This window comes from Micromonospora sp. NPDC048935 (assembly GCF_043197875.1).
Taxonomy (GTDB): Bacteria; Actinomycetota; Actinomycetes; order Mycobacteriales; family Micromonosporaceae; genus Micromonospora.
Genome location: NZ_JBICTZ010000010.1, coordinates 280,386 through 301,446, shown reverse-complemented (window position 1 = coordinate 301,446; position 21,061 = coordinate 280,386). Strand labels below are relative to the sequence as shown.

The window sequence follows — 21,061 nt, the reverse complement described above, 5'->3', positions numbered from 1 at the left end:
CTTCGGTCGGTCAGGCCTCGGGCTGTACGGCCTGTCCGTAGAACCAGCGGAGGTGCTCGATGAGCGCCTCGCGGGCCTTGACGTTGACGAGGACGTCCAGAGAAAAGCCGGGGCGGAGCGCCAGCTTGGCTGCCGCGATATTCACGCCCTCCAGCTCGTTCAACCGCTGACGGAACTGCTTCCGCAACGTGATGTCGTCGAACGGCGGCCGGGTGCTGAGGTGCTGGAAGACTATCTCGAACTTCCCACTCGGGTAGATCGCCGCGGGCCAGATGTTGCCGAGCTCGTGGTCTTTTCCACGCGCCATGAGGAAGCACGAGGTCTCGCCGCCGGAGCCATAGAACAGCATGCCCCCCATGCCGGCCCAGGCTTCGAGCACCGCGACCGTGCCGTGCGCGACCTGCGCATCTTGAAGGTCCCTGAGCTGCTCAAGGAACCGGTCGTCCAGCGGACTGTTGTGTCGCGAGCGTGGCCGGAGGAGTTGGCCCGACCCGTCCTGCTGCGGCATCCCGGCAAGTTGGGCCAGTTCCTCGACACCGATCCGCTGCGCCTGGGTGGCCCGACCGTACCTGTCGAACTCGACACCCTCCTCGCGTAGCAGGTCGTGCGGGTCGTCGGTCCGGGACGGCTCAAGCCAGCGGAAGTTCGGTGCCAGCACCCCCTCGGCCTGGAGCACCCGGTGCGCATTCGGTGCGGCATGGTTGGCCAGTCGGGCACCGACAGAGACCGGGTGAGTGCCGATCAGCGCGGCCAGATCACCGTACGCGGTCCAGGAGCCGGCGGGCAGCGCGGCGAGCGCCGTGTTCATGACGTCCCAGGGCACCTCGGACTTGTTGCCCGCCCCCTCGGTGGGCCCGGGCCAGGTGGCGATAATCCGTTCGGCGAGCCCGTCGGCGCGCGCGTGGATCTCGGGGCGTCCCCAGCGCTTCTGGTCGGCGATCTCTCGGCTGAGTGCGATCCCGCTCTTGCCGAGTTGGGCCCGCTTGATCAGGAAGGAGCTGTTGCTCAACTCCGCGTTGTAACCGGTGAGGGTGAGGTTGCCCAACGTGTGGACCAGTGCCTCGTGCGCCTCGGCGAAGCTCTCCTCGCCCTGCAGATCCTCGCTCAGCATCTGCCGCCACTCGGCGGTAGGGCTCTGTGGCATGACGTGTTCGATCGTCAACGATGCTGGCGCGACCGGTTCCTTACTGCCGTACGACTCCTCCAGCCACTGAAGCACCAGCTTGCGCTGAGTTGCCCGCCCATTGAGATAGAACGGGATCGACCGTACTGCCTCGCGCAGGCTGGCGTCGGTGGCGTAGTACTTCCGGCCGACCGACAAGAACGCCCGGACCGCCTCGTCGACGGGCAGGTCCTTACGCATGTCGGTCACGATGCGCAGCAGGACCCGGTTGATGCTCGCAGTGGCTCGGCCGATCAGCAGACGGCGAATAAAGTAGCTCTCGACGTACAGCATCGCCGAGGCAATCTGCTCCGACGTCGCCGTCCCCTGCTTGCGGCGGTCCAGCAGGTGCAGCAGGAGCGGCAGGACCGTGGTGGTGTCCCAGGCGTTGAGCCGGGCCAACCGCCGCCGTACCTCCGGGTCCGGCTCCTCCTCGGGGTGCAGGATGATCCGCAGGAGGGCCCCGAGGCGGCAGAATCGGCGCACCTCGGCTTCGATCTCCGCCTCGGTGTGCAGGCCGTTCAGCCTCGCCTGCTGCCCAACGTAGGTGTCGGTCTGTTTGACCTCGGGGTTGCGGTGCACCATGTCGAGCCAGAACAACTGCTCCATTTCCCCGGCGTCCAACTGCTTCTGCAGGGGGAACCACAGCGAGTCGTAGACCGCCTCGCCACGGTTGGGCAGCCGCATGAACAGGTAGTTGCGCAGCAGGTCAGCCTGGGTGAGTTTCAGGCCGGTGTTGTTGAGCGATTCGAAGATCCGATAGACGTTGTCACCGGACTGCGCAACAACCGAGACCAGCGCCATCCCCGAGATGACTGCGTCCTCGATGCGTTCGATATCCAGCGGGTCGTCCGGGTCGTCGACGGCGACGAGTTGGGCCGCGAAGAACCGGTACGCCGCACCCACCTGGTCGCTGCCGCCGGCCTGGGGCGTCGCTTCGAGACAGGCCTCGTAGGCGGTGCGGTCGGCCTGGGTCGGAACGAGCTTCAACCGATGGGTCGGCTTGTACTTGTTGATCAGGTATTCCTGGTTGATGCGGTCCCGGTGGTCTGGACCCTCATGCGTGGCGCGGTGGTCGCGGATGGCGCAGAGCAGAATGGACAGCGTGGTGAGACGTTGCTGGCCGTCCACCACAAGGAACTCGGAGACCGCCGGACCGAGGGTGGGGCTGGGCGCGAGCACAAGCGAGCCGATGAAGTGCGTGAGGTTCTGGTCTTCGATTCGCTCCTCGGCCAACTTACGGATGTCGTCCCAGAGTCGTCTCAGTTGGGAGTCCGTCCACGAGTAGGTCCGTTGGTACAGCGGCACCCGATACTGCTTCGCGCCTTCGAGCAACTCCCGCAGCGTCGTCTCGTGTGCCGCAACCATGTGCGCTCCCCTCGTCCCCGGCGTAATCCGGCCAGCCAACCAGACACCCGAATCGGATCAACGCCTCAGTCAAAAACGCGACTTCTCTGTTCGGCACGGCAGGTCGGCGCGGCCACGGGGCGGCTGCCGACACGGTGATCGATGGAGAAGTCCGCAATGGACGTTAGGGTCCAGCGCGGTACTTGCGGAGCCTGAGCCATCGGGAGTGGTGTGTCACTCATCGCCGAGTTCGCCGCAGAGATACTGACCAGCCTCAGCATCGCCGCTGGCCAGCGGGCGACCTCCGCTGTCCGTACGCCCACTCTCGACCGCGACCTCGAAGAGGTCTGCCGGGCCGCACTCCACGAGGCGATCGCCGCCGCCGCGCCGGACGTCGACGAGTCGACCCGGGAGCTGCTGGAGCTGGTCTGTCTGGACTTCTTCGCCGAGAACGGCGTGCCGAGGTGGATTGTGCAGCCGGGCCTGGTGCGAGCCGGGACGAGCCGATCGGTGAGCCTGGACCGCTGGGCTGGTCGCTTCCGTAGTCGGCTTCCGCAGGACGAGACGTTCTCGGCCGTGGATGTCGATCCGGTCGCCTTCGCTGTGGCGTTCAGCTCTGCCCTGTGGGAGGCGATGGTCTCCCACTCCCTCGCCCGGGACAGCAGCCTCGGCCCGCTCGTGCAGCAGTTGCGGCTCGCGTTCATCGAGCAGCACGTCGACGTGATCGCCCAGCACCTGAGCGTTCAGCCCGCTGAGAGCGCACCATCCACCGGGGCCCTCGGCCCGGCTTCCCGCCGCAGGACCGATGCGCTGCTCGCGGCTCTGAGCGCGGATCGCGACGAGGGGCCGCCGTACCAGGAGCCGTTGGACGCGGTGGGCAGCGTGACGGGCTTCCTCAACTCCACGGCACGGGTTCACCTGCTCACCGGGGCCAGCGGATGCGGCAAGTCCCGACTTGTCCAGCATGTCGCCGCGGGTATGAGCGGCGCGGCGGACTTCCAGCTGCACGTCGCCGACCACTGGCTGGCCCAGGACGGACCGCCGGCGGCGCGCCTCCTGCGGTACGCGTCGCTGCCCGCCACCGATGAACCATCACTTTCGGTCGAGGCCGCCGTACGGGGCGCGGACCGTTGCTCTCTGATCGTGATCGACGGCATCAGGGACGCCGGACAGTTGACAGAGGTCGCCCAGGAGGTCGACGCGCTGCTGCGCGAAGTGGTGGAGCCGCAACTTCGCTTCATGCTGGTGGTCCGCACACCGCCGGAGGTCGACGTGAGCGCGTTTCCGGTGCTGGCTGCCTCGGTGTACGCGCCGCTTCGTACCACGGCCTCCTATCGCTTGTCCCGGTGGAGCAGGGGCGAGGCGGGTCGCGCCTGGGAGGCGTCTCGACGACCCGGTGATCCTGCATTCACGGCACTGCCCGCGGCCGTGCGAGAACTGGTCCGCGTGCCACTGCATCTGCGGCTGCTGCGGGCGGGAGGCGAGATCGGCTGGGCGCAGATCAACGCGTACGACCTGATTGACAGGTGTGTGCGGGCCATCGCCCCCAGCGAGGACGCGATCGACGAGTTGGCGCAGGCGGCGGAACGGGAACGGCCTGATCTGGTGCCACGGTGGCTGCGCAGCGATGTCCCGCCAGACAGCTCCCCAGCGGCGCTGGCACCCCTGCTGATCCGCTCGCCGATCACCGACCGGGTCGAGTTCGGCCACGACGTGATCCGCGAGTTCGCCCTCGCGACCGTTATCAGCCGTCGTATGCGGGACTCCCGGTCCGTCTCGGTGGTGACTGCGTCCTTCAACGCGATGGCTGCCCAGGCGGTCACTTCGGCGACGGCCCGATCGGTCTGCCAGCTGACCGCGCTGGCGCTCGACCGCCACACCCCGGCCACGGTGACGGCAGTGCTCACGGCTCCGACGGTGGACGCCCGGGTCACCGTGCCTCTGCTCCTCGCACTGCCCGATGCGCGATTCGTCACCGACGGGGTGCTACGCCAGGCGGCGGAGAGGGCGGTCCGCGAGTACGACCTCGACCTCACCGGCAGCGTGCTCGGCCATGAACGAACGGCGACCGCGCTCGGCACCAGCTTCCGGCCGTGGCTGCTGCGCGTCCTCGACCGGTACGGTTCGCAACTCTGGCAGCCTGTCCGGCTGGCGATCGACGCCCACCCCGCCGAGGCGGAACCCGACCGTTGGCTCGTTCCAGGCGAGTCGATCTCCGGCGAATTGGCGGCGTTCGTGGCCCGGCACTGGTATCTCTTCTCGACCGGCGAGGACGATCGGCTGGAGAACCTGTTGGCATCGCGGGACTGGCGGGTGCGGGCCGCGCTGGCCGACGGCGCCCGGGACAAGGACGCGCCGTTCCCGTCGGCGGTGGGGCAGGTTCTGAAGCGTCTCTGCGACGACACCGACTACAAGGTTCGGGCGGCGACCGCGCGGGCGTTGCCGGCGGCGCAGCCACCCTTGGGCGCCGACCTGATGGAGCGGCTGTTGGTCGACCCGAACTGGCACGTCCGGGAAAGCGTGTTGCACGTGCTTCTGGCGGAGCCGGACACCGACCTGCCGGCTCGGGCGGCACGGTTGATGGCTGCGGATTCGACGTGGGCGGTGCCGCCTCGGCATGTCGGGGTGCTGTTGGAGCGGCTACGGCTTCTTGTTCCGGCGTTCGGTCCGGCGTCGGTGGGTCCGGTGACGGAGCAGTCGCTGTTCGGTCTGCTGCGGGAGTCGCGCACCGGGTGGACCACGCTGAACGCGGACGACCGGCGCCGCCTGGCCGACCGGGGACGGCAGGCCGGGTCGTGGCTGGTGCGGCGCGAGGCGGAAGCGCTCGATCCGGAGCGCGATCGGGCGACCGACGTGCCCTGGGACGCGCCGGTGTTGCGCGAGGCGTTCCGGCGGCTGAGAGGTGCCCGGACGATCCAGGTCGCGCTGGACCTGGCTGACCTTGACGAGGCTGTGGCGGTGGCTCGGGCGGCAGCACGCGCCGGTGTTGATTTCGTCGAGGTCGGTGACCCACTGGTGAAGCAGCACGGGGTTCGGGCGATCGAACGGATCAAACGTGACGTCCCGGAGGTCGTCGTCGTTGCGGAGATGATGTCCGCCGACTGGGGGCGGGAGCAGGTCGTACTGGCCGCGGGTGCGGGTGCGGATGTGGTGTTCCTGATCGGCCCGGCGAGCGTGGCCAGCGTGGCGGCCGCCGCCGAGGCGGGACGTCGGCTCGGCGTACCGGTGATGTTGGACGTGCCGGGCACCGCGCTGTCGGAGTCCTGGGTCCGGGACATGGAGCGCGCTGGGGTTGATGCCTTCGCGATCACCACGAACATCGACATTGGCGTCGGTACCCGCCGACCATTGGCACGGGTGCAGGCCATCCGGTCGTGGACCCGGTTGCCGGTGGCCGTGTCGGGCGGCTTCGGTCCGAGTGACCGCGACGTGCTGACCAACGCGGACTGGGACATCCTGATCGTGGGTCGCAGCGTGACCGAAGGGCTGGATCCGGAGTTGGTCGCTCAGCAACTGGTGGCGGCGGTGCGCCGCCCACGTGAGGAGGCATGGTGATCGCAAGCCCGTTGCGGCCGGAGTTGATCGGCGACGTGGAGCGGTTGATGGCGCTGGGTGAGCCTTATGTGCGGCCGCGCACGTCGTCGGACTACTGGCTGTACGCGCGGCTGTTCTCGTCGACATGTCCAGTGGCGGTGGAAGAGGGCGCGCTGGCGGGCGCGGTGGTCGCGTTCCGCAGCCAGGACGACCCGGCCGACGTCTACGTGCAGGATGTGATGACCCATCCCGACTTCCGCCGACGCGGAGTGGCCCGCCTGCTGCTCGGCTCGGTGCGGGCCTGCGCGGCCGAGTGGGGTTGCCGCCGGTTGTACCTGACCTCCGAGCCGGAGAACCGGGCTGCGCACCGGACGTGGCTCACGCTCGGTTTCCGCAACGTCCCCGGTGAGCGGGAGGTCGACGGTGTGCAGGTGACAGCGAACTTCAAGGGCCCAGGCAAGGACCGAGCCGTCTACGAGCTGCTGATCAACCGGCAGTCCTGACGCGGGAACGCAGTTGGCCGGCCAGCTCCGGGGGTGCGGCGAGCACGCCGGTGTCGAGCAGCTCTACCGATGCGCCCGCCTCGGCGGCGATCACCCGGCCGGCCGCCCAGTCCCAGGGAGACGCGCGGTCTTCCACGTACGCGTCGATCCGGCCGGCCGCGATCCAAGCCAGCGCCAGTGCGGTGGAGCCGAGCATCCGTACGCCGCGCACGTCCATCGCGAGATCGGCGATCATGTCGGCCTGGCTCTTGCGATGCGCGATGTCGTAGGCGTAGCCGGTGGCGAGGATGACGTCGTCCAGCCCGGTGTGGCCCTCCAGGCGTAGTTGTCGTTCCCCCAGCCATGCGCCGGCACCCGACACGGCATGGAACGTTTCGTCATGCACCGGATCGTGCACCACCCCGAGCAGCGGAGCCCAGCCGTCCGGAGTCGCCCGTTCGCAGGCGACACTGACGCACCAGAACGGGATGCCGCTGATGTAGTTGACGGTGCCGTCCAAGGGGTCGATCACCCAGCGCAACCCCGAGCCGCTGTCCTGGTCGCTGCCCTCTTCGGCGAGGATGCCGTCGCTGGGCCGCCGTCGGCGGAGGAGGGCCACGATCACCTGCTCCGACGCCCGGTCGGCCGCACTGACCGGGTCGGTACGCGACGACTTGTAGTCGACCCGACCGTGGTCGCCAAAGTGTCGCAGCAGCTCGACTCCACCGAGGTTGGCCACCTCGCGGGCGAGGTCCCGCAGCACACGTACTCTGTCGTCCATTCCGATCTCCCTGCCCTCGGCATCGGTCAGGATCGTCGCACCCTCGGCCAACTCGGGCCAGCTCCCCTGGGGCACTGGAAACACTGTCCCGAGTGCAGACCTGGTCCTGACTGATGCTCAGCGCAGCGCCAACGTCGTGCGGGTAGGGTTCCGATCATGACGATTCCCCATCTGACGGCTGCCGACGGCACCGCCGTGCCGGCGATCGGGCTCGGCACGTACAAGCTGAACGGCTCCGCGGGCGTCGACGCGATCGGGCAGGCGATCCGGGCGGGTTACCGGTTGCTCGACTCGGCGGTGAACTACGAGAACGAGGGCGCCGTCGGTCGGGCCGCCCGTGCTGCCGGTGACGTCCGGGACGAGTTGATCGTCACGTCGAAGCTGCCGGGGCGGCACCACCGCTACGACGAGGCGCTGACCACCATCGAGGAGAGTGTGTTCCGCACCGGCCTCGACCACGTCGACCTGTACCTGATCCACTGGCCCAACCCCAAGGAAGACCTGTACGTGCAGGCGTGGCGGGCGCTGATCGAGGCGCGCGAGCGTGGTCTGGTGCGGCACATCGGGCTCTCCAACTTCCTGCCCGAGCACATCGAGCGGCTGGTGGCCGAGACCGGGGTCGCCCCGGTGGTCAACCAGATCGAGGTGCACCCGTACTTTCCGCAGCAGGAGGCGCTCGACTACCACCGGGAGAACGGCATCCTGGTGCAGGGGTGGAGCCCGCTCGGGCACGGCAACGACCTGCAGCAGCATCCCGTCGTCGTGGAGATCGCGACCGCGCACGGCATCAGCCCGGCGCAGGCGATCCTCGCCTGGCACGTGGCCCGGCGGGTGATTCCGCTGCCCAAGGCCGCCTCCCCGCGGCGGCAGGTCGAGAACCTGGACGTCTTCGGCATCAAGCTCACCGACGCGCAGGTCGAGGCCATCACCGCGTTGGGCCGTCCGGACGGGCGGCTCTCGGACCAGGACCCGGCGGTGTACGAGGAGTTCTGATCGCCCCGGCCAGGACCACGGAACGTGACGTCTGCGGGATCGGCCGCGGTGGTGAGCGTGCTGACTGTGCGGCATCGGGATGCCTGTGAGTCAGCACGCCCATCACCACGTCGCCGGGCTGTTCCGGGGCGCTCGGACGTCGGCGGGACGGACGCTCAGACGAGCCCGCCGAGGGCCGGGTCGCTGATGCTGTCCCTGCCGTTCTCGACATGACCCGCGCAGCGGTACGCGAAGTCGGCGTCGCCCGCGACGTGCACCGTCAGGTCGTACCAGCCGTGGGTGCGGGCGAGCGCCCACGTCGCGCGCTCGGTCTGGCCGGGGCGCAGGGACAGCTTCACCGGGCGGGAGTTGTACCCGTCCCGGACGGTCACCTCGACCCGCTTCGACCCGCGGTTGTGCAGCGTGAGGGCGAGCTTGTCGTCACGCTCGTCGGAGGTGGGGGTGACGTCGAGGTGGGACCGACCGTCGGTGAACCGGCGGAAGAACCCGTTCGGCCCGTGCACCGACAGGTCGTACCCGGAGGTGACCGGCCAGGTGTCGGTCAGGTGCTTGCCCGGCTCGACGGTGTAGCTGCGCGGGGCGTCCGTGCTGCCGGCCTGGCGGACCTGGAAGACGGCGGCGACACCGCCGGAGTTGCGGAAGTCGATCCGGTACGCGCCGTCGCCGCGCCGCCCGTCGGCGTGCAGGGTGTACGGGATCGGCCGCGCCGGGCGTACCCCGCGCTCCTGCTTCGGCAGCCGCTGGTCCGTCGGCGGGACGGGCACCTCGTCGGGGTGCCGCACCAGGTCCTCGGGCTTGAAGTCGTCGGTGTCGGGCAACCGGACCTCCCGCGACCGGTTCGGGTGCCGGAAGTCGAAGGCCGTGGTCAGGTCGCCGACGACGGCGCGTCGCCACGGGGTGATGTTCTGCTCGATCAGGTCGGGACGGCCGTGCCCGAAGCGGGCCTCCAGGAACTTGATCAGTGAGGTGTGGTCGAAGACCTGCGAGTTGACGTAGCCGCCGCGCGTCCACGGCGAGACGATGACCATCGGTACCCGGATACCGAGGCCGTACGGCCCGGCCGGGTGGTCGGCGTCGCCGGGGAAGATCTCGTTGGTGGTCGGGACTGTCGACTGCCCGTGCTCGCGGGTCTGCGGGGGCGTCGGCGGGACCACGTGGTCGAAGAAGCCGCCCTCCTCGTCGTACGTGATGAACAGCGCCATCTTGCTCCACACCTCGGGGTTGGACGCGAGGATGTCGATGACCTGCGAGATGTACCAGGAGCCGTAGGCCGGTTCCCAGTTCGGGTGCTCGGTGTACGCCTCGGGCGCGGTGATCCAGGAGACCTGCGGCAGGCGTCCCGCCTCGACGTCGGCGCGGAAGTCGGCAAGCAACGCCTCCGGGTCGCGGCCCTGGGTCCTGACCTCGGTGCCGGTCTTGGCCCGGTCGGCCAGCGGCGTTCCGGGCTGCGCGTTCTGGTACTGGTGGAAGTAGAGCAGCGAGTTGTCGCCGTAGTTGCCGATGTACGGGTCGTTCGTCCATCCCCAGGAGCCGGCGGCGTCGAGGCCGGTGCCGACGTCCTGGTAGATCTTCCAGGAGATGCCGTTGCGCTCCAGCCGCTCCGGGTAGGTGGACCAGTCGTAGCCGGCCTCCGCGTTGGTGATGACCGGTCCGCCGCCCTTGCCGTCGTTGCCGACCCAGCCGCTGAACATGTGGTAGCGGTTCGGGTCGGTCGGCCCCATCAGCGAGCAGTGGTAGCTGTCGCAGACGGTGAACGCGTCGGCGAGCGCGTAGTGGTAGGGCAGGTCCTGGCGGGTGTGGTAGGTCATCGCGGTGACGCCCTTGTTCGGCACCCACCTGTCGAACCGGCTGTCGTTCCAGGCGGCGTGCCCGTCGTTCCAGCCGTGCGGCGGGTCCGGCAGGAAGGTCTGGCCGAGATCCTTCACCTCGGGGCGGAAGGGCAGCAGTTCGTCGGCCCCGTTGGGCTGGTGCCACACGTCCTTGCCGGACGGCAGTGTCGCCGGATGCGGGTCACCGAAGCCGCGTACGCCGCGCATGGTGCCGAAGTAGTGGTCGAAGGAGCGGTTCTCCTGCATCAGGATGATGACGTGCTCGACGTCCCTGATCGTGCCGGTCCGGTTGTTGGCCGGGATGGCGAGCGCCTTGCTGAGGTCCAGCGGAAGCGCCGCGCCGATCGCGGGAACTCCCATCGCCTTGAGGAATGTACGTCGATCCACCGTGCCCATAACTCCGCCTTTGTGCGATCTGGTCGAGAAACTGGCGATCGGACGCTACCGACGTCGGGTTGACGGCAGATGGCCATAGTCGGGCCGGGCGGGAGCAGCCCGACGTACCGTGAGATCGTGCCGACCAGAGACGTACTCACCAAGGCTGACCTGGCCGAACTGCGCCGCTCGGCGCTCGGGATGGCCGACCCGCTCGGTGTCGCCGCCGATGTCGCCCAGGCGGCGGAGCAGGGCCGGCTGGAGGATCCGGACGACGCCGGGGACGCGCTGACCCTGGCCGCCGAGATCGCCGAGATCCGGGCCAGACCCGAGGCCGCCCTCCGGTACGCGGAGCGGGCGCTGGCGGCGTACCCGTCCGGGGATGATCCCCGGGCCGGGTTCGCGCGGGCGCTGCGGGCTCGGGCGCTGTTCCGGGCCGGCGGTCGCGACGACGAGGCGATGGCGGAGTTGACCGCGCTGCGCCCGTTGCTGCTCGTGCGGCCCGACGCCCCCGCCTACGTGAGTGCCGCGTTGGACGCGGGTGGTCGTTCGGCGACCGCCGAGACGTGGCTGAGCGAGGCGGTCGACACCCTGTTCGACCAACGCGCGAGCGCCGCGTCCGGGCCGGCCAGCACCACGATCGACCCGGTGGTCGATCTCGGTCCGCCGGACGCGCCGGGTGTCACCTTCTTCCTGTTGCAACAGCGGCATCGGGTACGCCGGGATCTCAATCTGCCGCACGACCGGCAGGACGATCTCGCGGACCGGCTGGAGACCCAGCTCGTGCGCCGGGCCGGCGAGCGCAGGGGCGGCGAGTCGGATCTGCTCTTCTGGCCGCGGGCCGAGTTCGATCGGCTGCTCGCCGAGCACGCCGCCCTGGCCGAGGTGTACGGGCCGGACTGGGACACGCACCGGGGCCGGCTGGAAACGGAGTTGGTCCGGCTCCGGGATGCCGGTCAGGCCGGGCTGGGCGTGTTCCGCGCCACCGTGGACGGATTGACCGCGTTCGCCGGTCGACGAGACGGCGATCCCACCGACGCGACGGTCCGGGCGGGCTACGGGGCCGAGGTGTCGGCGCGACCCGGCGCGCGGATCCCCTGGCCTCCGGAGCGCAACGACGCCTGCTGGTGCGGCTCGGGCCTGAAGTACAAGAAGGACTGTCTGCCGCGCTCCCGGTAGCCGACGACAACGTGTCCGGCCCGGTGGGGGCATCGGTGCCATTCCGACCACGACACACCGGCGTCACGGTGGACGCCCTGGCCGCCGGCTACCAGCAGTCGGTCGACCGGGCGCACGCGGCGGGCAGGTGCGTCGTCGGCGTTGGCCGTCCTGCGCTGCGACCGCTGAACCGCTACCGTCCTTCTCTGGACGATCGACGTCCACCCGATGCCTCCGGAGGAGACGCCGATGTTCGAGGAGTTCATGGGCCTCCCCGCCCACCCTCTGGTGCTGCACGCCGCAGTCGTGTTCGTTCCGCTGCTGGCCCTCCTGACGGTCGGCTACGCGCTCGTCTCGCCCGTGCGGCCGCACACCCGTTGGGTGCTGGGGCTGCTCGCCGTGGGTGCGCCGGTCGCCGCCCTGCTGGCGAAGCTCTCCGGGGACGCCTTCTTCGAGCGCATGCGTGCCGCCAACCGGGTCACCCCGGAATTCGCGCCGAAGATCGAGGCGCACCAGGAGTTCGGCGACATCACGTTCTGGGCGACCCTCGGGTTGGCGGTCGTGGCGCTGGCCCTGGTCCGCCTGGTCCCGCCGCGGCCCGCCGAGGCGGGCGCCGCCGACGACCGGCGGCCGGGGCAGGCGATGACCGTGGCGTTGCAGGTGCTGTCGGTGGTGGCTGCCGGCATCGTCGTGTACTACGTGATCCGCACCGGCGACTCCGGCGCGAAGGCGGTCTGGGAGGGGCAGTGACACCTCGGGCCCCCTCGTGGCGTGCCGGCCCGGCCAGCGCGCGGGCCACGTGTGCGGGCCGGCTCGGTGCCGGGCCCGCACACGTGGCGTGTCGATCAGCCGGCGCGGTACGCCCGGATGATGGTCTGGTCGATGCCGCTACCGCCGTTCGCGGCGGCCTTCACCCGCAGCGAGACGGCCTGCCCGGCGGTGGCCTTCGGCAGGGCGACCCGGTAGCCGTCGCCGCTGGCGGTGACCCGGGCCGACGCCCAGGTGGCACCGTCATTCGTGGAGGTCCAGACCTGGAACGACGTGACCCGCTGCGGCTTGACACCGTGCGCCTGTCGAACGGTCAACTCGGCCGTTCCGTCGACCGGGTGGTTGTCGTGGTCCATCGGCAGGGCGTAGTCGACCGCGAGCAGCGGCAACGCCACGCTCCCGGTCCCGTCCGGGCCGGCGGACCGGAACGTCCACGAGGTGTTGACCCTGGTCGAGATCGGCAGGATCAGGCTCGTGTCGATGTCGAGGGTCACTCGATAGTCGGCCATCGACTGCGGGACGCTGAAGTCGCCGAACGGGCCGGACCGCTCGTCGACGAGCTTGCCGTCTCGGTAGAGCGACAGCTTGCGCTTCACGCCGATCGCCTCGCCGTACAGGCAGTCGGCCCGCTGGTGCTTGTCGGTCAGTGACACCAGGTCGATGTGCAGGTTGCCCCGGGTCCGCGACGGCGGGGTGGCGCAGCTCCAGCCGGCGCCGGCCGGGTCGTCGTACCAGCCGGAGTGCAGGGGCTGACGGGCCCAGATCTTGGTCTGCTGGCTGCCCGGCTGGTAGCTGCGGGGTGCCTCGTCCGCCGCCAGCCCGCCGTAGACGCCCTGGTCGGCCCAGAGGATGTCGGGCGAGAGGTAGTCGGTCCGGTACGGGGGCAGGTTCCCCTCGTGGGTCTGGGTCACCGCCACCCCGTCGCGGGTCATGCCGGTACGGACCAACTGGGTGAACATCTCCGGCGAGTCCGTCTGGTGGAACCGTTCGTCGATCCGCGCCAGCTTGGCCTGCTCGGCCCTGGTCACCCGGAAGGCGGGGTCGGTCACCACGCCGCCCGGGTACTCGTGCACCAGGTTGTAGCGGTACGGCTTGGCGGTGCCGGCCGGCGAGTTCAGGTTGACGGCCGCCCAGGCGTGCCGGGATCCGACTGTGGGCTTCGGCAGCGCGGTGCTGCGCACGGAGGTCGCGGTCCCGTACCCGCTGATCTGGTGCCACCAGGACAGGCCGTTCGCCGCGGTCTGCACGTTGGTGAGGTCGGTCCGGGTGGGCGTGGTGGCGACCCCGTCGACGGTCGCCGTCACCGGCTTGGCGCGCGCCGGGTCGAGCGTCACGCTCCGCGGGCCGCGCACGTCCAGGTCGGCCTCGCCGGTGAGCGTCGTCTCCAGCACGTCGCTGTCGACGTAGTAGGCGACCGCGGCGCCGAGCACCGAGTACCGGCCCGCCGGAACCCGCAGCGTGAACGTGTCTCCGGGCGTACCGCCCGCGCCGCCGTGGTAGATCAGCGGGTCGGTGAGGTTGGTGATCATGAGGTTGAGCCAGCTCTCCGCGCCCTCCTTGAGCTCGGGCAGCGGCTTCGTGTGGATCGTCAGGTCGTAGCTGGGCTGCTCGACGTAGAAGCTCACCGGCGTGGTCGCGACGACCTTGCGGCCGGCGGTGCGGGCGGTGACGGTGGCCAGGTAGAAGCCGGGCCGGGCGGCCAGCGCCGCGCGGTTGATCCGCAGGGTCGCTTCGGCGGTGCTGCCGCGCGTGACCGTCACCCGGTTCGTCGACAGTGCCGCCGCGTCGCGCGGCACCTGCTGACCGTCGTGGTTGACGATCGCCACGTCGAGGTCGAGGACCGTCGTCGCCGGGGTGGCCGCGCCGGTCCAGCTCAGCTTGGCCTCGCTGGTGCCGGACTGCGGGTAGGCGAACGTGCCGAGGTTGACCACCGGCTGGTTGCTGGTCGGGCCGCCGAGGGCCCGGACCGCGTTGAGCCGGCCGGCACCGACGCTGTACCCGTCGATGCCGCTCAGCGGGTCGGCGGCACCGACCAGGGCCGCCTTGAGCTGCGTACCGGTCCAGTCCGGGTGCCTCTGGGCGAGCAGCGCGGCGGCGCCTGCCACGTGCGGGCTGGCCATCGAGGTGCCGGAGAGGCCCTCGTAGTACCTGTCGATCGGGTCCTGGAGGTTGGTGCCGGCGGCCCGCGCGGCGACGATGTCGACACCGGGCGCGACCAGTTCCGGCTTGGCCACGTTGCTGGTGACAAGCGGCCCGCGGCTGGAGAAGTCGGCGAGCCTGTCGTCGCGGTCCACGGCGCCGACGGTCAGCGCGCTGGCGGCGGAGGCGGGCGAGGAGATGGCCCCGCCGCTGTTGCCCGCGGCGACGACGAAGAGGACACCGGTGGACTTGCTCAGCGCGTCGACGGCGAGCGAGAGCGGGTCGGTGCCGTCGTCGGCCTCGCTGCCGCCGAGGCTCATGTTGATGACGTCGGCTCGGGCGGCGGCCCACTCCATGCCGGCGATGATCCCGGAGTCCGCGCCGGAGCCGTGGTCGTCGAGGACCTTGCCGATCACCAGCTTGGCGTCGGGGGCGACACCGCGACGCTGGCCGTGCGCGGCCGCACCGGTGCCGGCGATGGTCGAGGCGACGTGCGTACCGTGGCCGTTGTGGTCGACGGCGTCACCGCCCTCGGCGGTGAAGTCGGACCGGTCGGCGACCCGGCCGACCAGGTCCGGGTGGGTGAAGTCGGCACCGGTGTCGAGCACCGCGACCCGGACGCCGGCACCGGTGTAGCCGGACTTCCAGGCCTGCGGTGCGGCGATCTGGCTGAGGTTGCGGTCGAGGTCACCGCGCGGTCCGCCGCCGGTCAGCGCGGTGGCGCGGACCTTGCGGTCGAGCCAGACCCTCTTCGCGCCGGCGGTCAGCGAGTTGGTCGCCAGCTTCGCGGTGGCCGGGCTCTTCTTGGGTACGCGGCCGGCCACCGCGCCGATGCTGGGCAACGGCAGGACGTCACCGAGTGCGGCGACCCGGGCGGACGCGGTGGCGGGCTGCACGATGAGCGGCAGCTCGGCGGACGTGTCGTCGTCGTACCCGTCGGCGATCAACGTGGTGACGTCGAAGAGGTCGGGGTCGAGGACCGAGCCGATCTGGGACGCGACGCGGGCGGGGATGACGTGCAGGTGGCCGTCGGGGCCACAGGTCTGGCGGATCACCGCGTTCTCGTCGGCCGGCCGGACCACGGCCTGCGGGCAGCCCGAGCCGGTGCCGCGTACGGTCACCACGTCGCCGGTCAGCAGGGTGACGGTGTGCGTCTTGCCGTCGGCCGAGGTCGCGGGTGTGCCGGTCCGGCCGATGCCGCTGGGTCCAGCGGCGGCAGTGCCGCCCGGTAGGGCGGTCAGTGTCGTGGCCGTGACGGCGACGGCCAACAGCCACCGTGTTTTCCTGAGCATGATGCTCCTCGTCTAATGTGGACGAAAGCGCCTCTTCGGGCGGCTTCCCGCAAGATCATATGCACGGATACGTGATCTTCGGAGGTCTTCGACGACAGGTTTTTCCGCTGGTGTGGCCCGGATTTCCGCAGCGTGTCACCGCCCGACCCGGTTCGATGACGTTTCGATTGCCGCTCGCCTCGCCCAGAACATCACATTGCCAACAAAGGGCACATCCCTGCCCGAAGGCATCGACGGGGCCCGAGCCCCGCCCTAGCATGGCCACGAATGGATCTTCGAGATTGGCCCCTGCCGAGACCCGGCGACCAGCCCAACCGAAGGGAGACGCGCGTGCGTCGACCCCGCCATCTGGCACTACTGACCGTCGGTGTGTCCGGCGCCCTGGTCCTGAGCGCTGCCCCAGCAGCGACCGCGGCCCCGCCCACGACCACGACGCCCACCGGCATCGTGGTCAGTGACGGTATGACCCAACCGGTGTTCTCGCTCGCCGACGCGATCGAGGAGCGGGTGTTCGTCCAGACCCCGGTCGACACCGATCACGACGGTCGACCCGACCGGGTGGCGATCGACATCTCCCGCCCCCGGGAGACCGCCACGCAGGGCTTCAAGGTGCCCGTCATCTTCGAGCACAGCCCGTACCGCAAGGGCACCTGGGGTGACGTGCCATACCCGAGCGTCCTGGTCGACGACCTGCCGCAGAACGGCCGGACCGACCGGGCCGGGCGCCTGGGGCTCGACGCGGGCGCCCAGCGGGCCCAGGGGAAGGCCAACCTGCCCGGCTCACTTGACGACTACTACGTGCCGCGCGGGTACGCGGTGGTGCTCGGTCAGAGCGTCGGCACCGGCGACTCGGACGGCTGCCCGACCAGCGGTGACCAGGCCGAGACGCTCGGCACCAAGGCGGTCATCGACTGGCTCAACGGCCGGGCGAAGGGGTACGACGCGAACGGCGCCCCGGTCACCGCCGGCTGGACCACCGGCGCGGTGGGCATGACAGGTGTCTCCTACAACGGGACGCTGCCCAACCAGGTGGCCACCACCGGGGTCAAGGGACTCAAGACCATCGTGCCGGTCTCCGCGATCAGCAGCTGGTACGACTACTACCGGGCCAACGGCCTGGTGGTGGCCCCCGGCACGTTCCAGGGCGAGGATCTCGACATCCTGGCCCAGTACACCGCCGGGCAGGCACGCGCCGAGGGGCAGTGCGCCGACGAGCTCGCCGAGATCACCGCGGAGCAGGACCGGGTCACCGGCGACTACTCGACGTTCTGGCAGGACCGCGACTACCTCGACGCCCGCGACGTCAGGGCCAGCGTCTTCGTCGTGCACGGCCTCAACGACTGGAACGTCAAGACCGAGCACTTCGCCGGCTGGTGGGACCAACTCGCCAAACGCGACGTCCCCCGCAAGATCTGGCTGCACCAGGGCGGCCACGGTGGCCCGGGCAGCAGCGCGGCGGTGACCCTGCCGGACGGCCGGACGTGGACCTACAAGCAGACCGAGAACCGCTGGTTCGACTTCTGGCTGTGGAACGTCCGCAACGGCATCATGGACGAGCCGACCGCGGTGCTCCAGCGCGAGGACCGCGCCTACACCACGTACGCCAACTGGCCCGACCCGGCGGCACGGGAGGTCGGCCTGCGCTTCGCGACCACCGACGCCACCGCACCCGGCGCGCTCACCACGGGCAAGCCACCGAAGGCCACTGTCGAGCAGAGCTTCGTCGACGAGGGCCGGACCATCCACCCGGACACCCTGGTCGCCAACCCGGACACCGCGAGCGCCAACCGACTCGCCTACCGCTCCCCCGAGCTGACGCAGAGCGTGCGCATCTCCGGGCGGCCGGAGATGCGGCTGCGGATGGCGATCGACAACAAGCCGGACGCGAACCTCACCGCGTACCTGGTCGACTACGGGCCCACCGGGTCGACCGCCGCGCCGACCGTGGTGACGCGGGGCTGGATGGACCCGCAGAACCGCAGGAGCGCCGCACGTACCGAGCCGGTCAGGCAGGGCAAAATGTACGACTACCGGTGGACCATGGAGCCGAAGGACTACGTGTTCCCCACCGGGCACCGGATCGGCGTGGTCGTCTTCTCCAGCGACCAGGAGTACACCCTGCTGCCGTTGGGCGGCACCACGCTGCGGGTCGCACCGAACGACAGTGAGCTGCGACTTCCGGTGGTCGGCGGGCGGGGCGTCCTCGGCTTCTAGGTCCGCCGCTGGTGCCCGGGTGGGGCGGCCGGATCCGCCGGACCGCCCCACCCGCACCGTTCACGCCCGGTAGGGTGCCCCGTCACGATGCGCCCAACCACGGGCTCGTGATCGACTCGGTTTCCTTGATGTCGGGGCATCCCCGGCACTGGGACACCGCGACTTCATGAAATCGGAGTTGATCAGCCGGCTTGTCTCCGCCTACCACAGCATGGAGATCAGCAAGCCCGACACCGCCTCCTACTGGATCAGCGTCGAGCACCTCGCCGACCGGATCGCCACCCGCAGCTACGCCACCAGCTGACCGCACCCCACACGCACCGAAGGGCCGGACCCCACCACGGGAGCCCGGCCCTTCGGCGTCGTCATTTCTCCACCACCTGCGGCACGTATTGACAAGTTTCGACAAGAGGGCGAGGCTTGGGCAACCGGTGAGAGCGCTCTCTCGCACCGTGCTCCGCCGGTCACCACCAGTCTGGTCAGGGCATTCTCCGCTGTCTTCGGCGGGGGCACCGGAGCTACCCCTGACCCGTCCCCCGACAGGAGTCACGAGATGGACAGGGCCGCACCCCTCTCCGGCATCCACCGCCGACTGCGCCTCGCCACGGCGATCGGCGCCCTGCTGGTGCTACTCGGCACGTACGTCGTCTCCACCACCGCGCGGGCCGACGCCGCCCCGGTCGCCAACGCCATCCGGGTGGCCGAGTTCCCCGCCGACTGCACCTACAGCCACCGGCTGCCGGACGACCCGATCATCTTCCCCGGGCTGCCCGGGGCCTCGCACATGCACAGCTTCTTCGGCAGCACGGTGACGAACGCCCACACCACACTGCCCGACCTGGTCAACTCCCCCACCACCTGCGACCCTCGGGTGGACGCCTCGTCGTACTGGGTGCCGACCCTCTACCGCGACAACGTGCCGGTGGAGCCGGCGATCTCCACGTTCTACTACCTGGGTGAGGGCGTACGCGCGGACGTGGTCGCGAACACCCAGCCGTTCCCGCTCGGTCTGCGCCTCGTCGCCGGCAACGCGAAGGCCGCCGGGCCGAACGACAGCATCGCCCGCTGGTCGTGCCTGCACGCGGGACAGGTGCCGCCGTCGAAGGACTTCGTCACCTGCCCGGCGGGCACGATGCTCGAGTCGTACCTGGACTTCCCCCAGTGCTGGAATGGCCGGGACCTGGACTCGCCGGACCACAAGAGCCACCTGGCGTACCCGGTGAACCAGGCCTGCCCGAGCACCCACCCGGTGCACGTGCCAAAGTTGCGCCAGGTGCTCCGGTACCCGGTCAACGGCGACCCGTCGCGTTTCCGGCTGGCCTCCGGGCCGGGCTACACCATGCACGGCGACTTCTTCAACGCTTGGCCGGTGACGGAGATGGCCCGGCGGGTCCAGGACTGCATCCGGCCGGTCATCAAGTGCGGTCACGACGGCCGACCGATCTGATTCGTACCCGAGGGCGGGCCCGGTCACCCCGGGCCCGCCACCAGGCGAAAGGCGACTCGGATGCGGATCGCCGGACCGACGGCTCTGCTCGCCGCGATGCTGCTCGCCGCCGGTTGCACCACCGGGCCACGGGAAGCCGCCGGCCCCACCCCGCCCGCGACGACGGTGCCGGCTGCGACGACGGTGCCGACACCCGGGGGTACGACGGGAGCGTTCAGCCCCACCGATATCGCCTGGCTCCAACTGACGGTGGCGATGGCTGATCGCCTGCTGCCCGTACTCGAACTGGTGCCGGCGCGGACCACCGACCCGGCCTGGCGGCGGCTGGCCGCCGAGGTCGGGACCGCCCAGCGCGACACCGCCGACCGGGGCCGCCGGCTGCTGGCGCAGTCCGGTGCGCCGACGACCAACCCGCACGAGGGCCACGACATGCCCGGCATGGTCACCGCCGACGAGGTGAACGTGCTGCGGTCGAGCACCGGGCAGCCGTTCCTCCGGCTGTTCGCCGGGCACCTGCGGGCACACCTGGGGCAGTCGGTCCGGATTGCCAGCGCGGAGCAGCGGGGTGGGGTAGACCCGACGACCACCGCCCTGGCCGGGGCAGTGATCCGGGGCGACACCGCCCGGCTCGCGGCGCTCGATCGACTCGACCGGCCGCCGTCGAATGTCCCGGCGACCCAACGGCCGTCCGGCGCGGCCGACTGACTCAGCCCGGCGTGCGGTGTGCCGACCGGATGGTGTGGTGCTGGCGCTTGGTTGGTCACTCGCCGGGCGACTCCTGCGCGAGGCCACCCTCGCAACCGCCCGCCAGCAGCCGGGCGATTGTCGCCGGCTCCGCCAGGTGCGGGAAGTGACTGCCGGGCAGCACGGTCACCATGATCCCCGGCAGGGCGCCCGTCAACCAGGTCAGGTACCTCGGCGGCGGCTCGGACGAGGTCACCCAGCGGTAGGGGATCCCCCGCTCGCCGATGGCCCGCAGGTCGCGCTGCCGTTCGGCGGCGATCCCCTCGTCGGACCCGCGCAGGATCTCACCCCAGTAGCCCAGCAGCAGGTCCGGGCGGGGATCTGTCGCGGTTCGCACGATCTCGCGCGCCTCGGCCGGCAACCCCTCGATGCCCATTCCGGCCAGCATGCCGTCCCACACCCGCCGCCAGTCCGGGCCGCGCAGGGTGGGCTCGGCCTGGCGTACGGCCACACCGAACGGGCCGGGCAGCAGGATCTGGTCCAGATTCACCACGCCGCGCACGGGGTGGCGGGCCGCGTACGTCGTGGCGACCACCGCGCCGACCGAGTGGCCCACCACGATCGGCTGGTCGACGCCCGCCTCGGTGACCTGCTCGTGCACGACGTCGGCCACCTCGGCCATCCCGTAGGACGCCCGCCGGGGTGCGTCGCCGTGCCCGGGCAGGTCGAGGGTGAGGACCTGCCGGGCGGGATCGATCTTCGCCAGCTCGCGCCGGACCGGGTCCCACTGTCGCCGGTCGAACGTGAGGCCGTGCAGCAGCACCAGGGGTGCGTGGTCGTCGTCCGTCATTGCCTC

Annotated in this window: 14 protein-coding genes; 9 read left to right on the top strand and 5 right to left on the bottom strand. The window is 70.5% G+C overall.

What is annotated here, in order from left to right; translation table 11 throughout:
• Positions 1-10: 10 nt before the first annotated feature.
• Complete coding sequence (locus ACGFIW_RS26080) at positions 11-2,530, bottom strand: DUF262 domain-containing protein (protein ID WP_393320770.1); 2,520 nt, start codon at positions 2,528-2,530, stop codon at positions 11-13.
• Positions 2,531-2,740: 210 nt separating this feature from the next.
• Here ACGFIW_RS26080 and ACGFIW_RS26075 point away from each other — a divergent pair, with 210 nt between their 5' ends.
• Together ACGFIW_RS26075 and ACGFIW_RS26070 are read left to right on the top strand one after the other, a co-directional pair.
• Complete coding sequence (locus ACGFIW_RS26075) at positions 2,741-6,064, top strand: orotidine 5'-phosphate decarboxylase / HUMPS family protein (protein ID WP_393320767.1); 3,324 nt, start codon at positions 2,741-2,743, stop codon at positions 6,062-6,064.
• The gene (locus tag ACGFIW_RS26070) at positions 6,058-6,546 is read left to right on the top strand and encodes a GNAT family N-acetyltransferase (RefSeq protein ID WP_393320765.1); all 489 of its coding nucleotides are present in this window, start codon (positions 6,058-6,060) and stop codon (positions 6,544-6,546) included. The genes ACGFIW_RS26075 and ACGFIW_RS26070 overlap by 7 nt, the downstream gene beginning before the upstream one ends.
• Here the strand turns inward: ACGFIW_RS26070 and ACGFIW_RS26065 are convergent.
• On the bottom strand, positions 6,530-7,381 hold the full coding sequence (locus ACGFIW_RS26065) for an inositol monophosphatase family protein (RefSeq protein WP_393320762.1): 852 nt from the start codon (positions 7,379-7,381) through the stop codon (positions 6,530-6,532). The two genes, ACGFIW_RS26070 and ACGFIW_RS26065, sit on opposite strands and share 17 nt — an antisense overlap.
• 81 nt (positions 7,382-7,462) lie before the next feature.
• Between ACGFIW_RS26065 and ACGFIW_RS26060 the strand changes: the two genes are divergently transcribed.
• On the top strand, positions 7,463-8,299 hold the full coding sequence (locus tag ACGFIW_RS26060) for an aldo/keto reductase (RefSeq protein ID WP_393320759.1): 837 nt from the start codon (positions 7,463-7,465) through the stop codon (positions 8,297-8,299).
• A gap of 155 nt (positions 8,300-8,454) precedes the next feature.
• Here the strand turns inward: ACGFIW_RS26060 and ACGFIW_RS26055 are convergent, their stop codons facing one another.
• Positions 8,455-10,524, bottom strand: a complete 2,070-nt coding sequence (locus tag ACGFIW_RS26055; protein WP_393320756.1) for a phosphocholine-specific phospholipase C — start codon at positions 10,522-10,524, stop codon at positions 8,455-8,457.
• 117 nt (positions 10,525-10,641) lie between these two features.
• Between ACGFIW_RS26055 and ACGFIW_RS26050 the strand changes: the two genes are divergently transcribed.
• Together ACGFIW_RS26050 and ACGFIW_RS26045 are read left to right on the top strand one after the other, a co-directional pair.
• Positions 10,642-11,682: an SEC-C domain-containing protein gene (locus tag ACGFIW_RS26050; RefSeq protein WP_393320753.1), complete on the top strand. Its 1,041-nt coding sequence runs from the start codon at positions 10,642-10,644 to the stop codon at positions 11,680-11,682.
• Positions 11,683-11,910: 228 nt separating this feature from the next.
• A complete protein-coding gene (locus tag ACGFIW_RS26045; protein WP_393320751.1) occupies positions 11,911-12,411 on the top strand; it encodes a DUF2231 domain-containing protein in 501 nt (166 codons plus the stop codon).
• A gap of 95 nt (positions 12,412-12,506) precedes the next feature.
• Here ACGFIW_RS26045 and ACGFIW_RS26040 read toward each other — a convergent pair whose 3' ends face one another.
• Positions 12,507-15,860 (bottom strand): S8 family serine peptidase, encoded by a 3,354-nt coding sequence (locus ACGFIW_RS26040; RefSeq protein WP_393320748.1) that lies wholly within the window; start codon positions 15,858-15,860, stop codon positions 12,507-12,509.
• Between the two features lie 330 nt (positions 15,861-16,190).
• Between ACGFIW_RS26040 and ACGFIW_RS26035 the strand changes: the two genes are divergently transcribed.
• The 4 genes from ACGFIW_RS26035 (at position 16,191) to ACGFIW_RS26020 (ending at position 20,226) form a co-directional block, all read left to right on the top strand.
• Positions 16,191-18,074, top strand: coding sequence for a Xaa-Pro dipeptidyl-peptidase (locus ACGFIW_RS26035; RefSeq protein ID WP_393320746.1), 1,884 nt, complete (start codon positions 16,191-16,193; stop codon positions 18,072-18,074).
• 166 nt (positions 18,075-18,240) lie between these two features.
• On the top strand, positions 18,241-18,378 hold the full coding sequence (locus ACGFIW_RS26030) for a hypothetical protein (RefSeq protein ID WP_393320743.1): 138 nt from the start codon (positions 18,241-18,243) through the stop codon (positions 18,376-18,378).
• A gap of 249 nt (positions 18,379-18,627) precedes the next feature.
• Positions 18,628-19,521, top strand: coding sequence for a DUF1996 domain-containing protein (locus tag ACGFIW_RS26025; RefSeq protein WP_393320740.1), 894 nt, complete (start codon positions 18,628-18,630; stop codon positions 19,519-19,521).
• 60 nt (positions 19,522-19,581) lie between these two features.
• On the top strand, positions 19,582-20,226 hold the full coding sequence (locus tag ACGFIW_RS26020; protein ID WP_393320738.1) for a DUF305 domain-containing protein: 645 nt from the start codon (positions 19,582-19,584) through the stop codon (positions 20,224-20,226).
• Positions 20,227-20,281: 55 nt separating this feature from the next.
• Here ACGFIW_RS26020 and ACGFIW_RS26015 read toward each other — a convergent pair whose 3' ends face one another.
• On the bottom strand, positions 20,282-21,055 hold the full coding sequence (locus ACGFIW_RS26015) for an alpha/beta fold hydrolase (protein WP_393320735.1): 774 nt from the start codon (positions 21,053-21,055) through the stop codon (positions 20,282-20,284).
• Between the last annotated feature and the right edge of the window lie 6 nt (positions 21,056-21,061).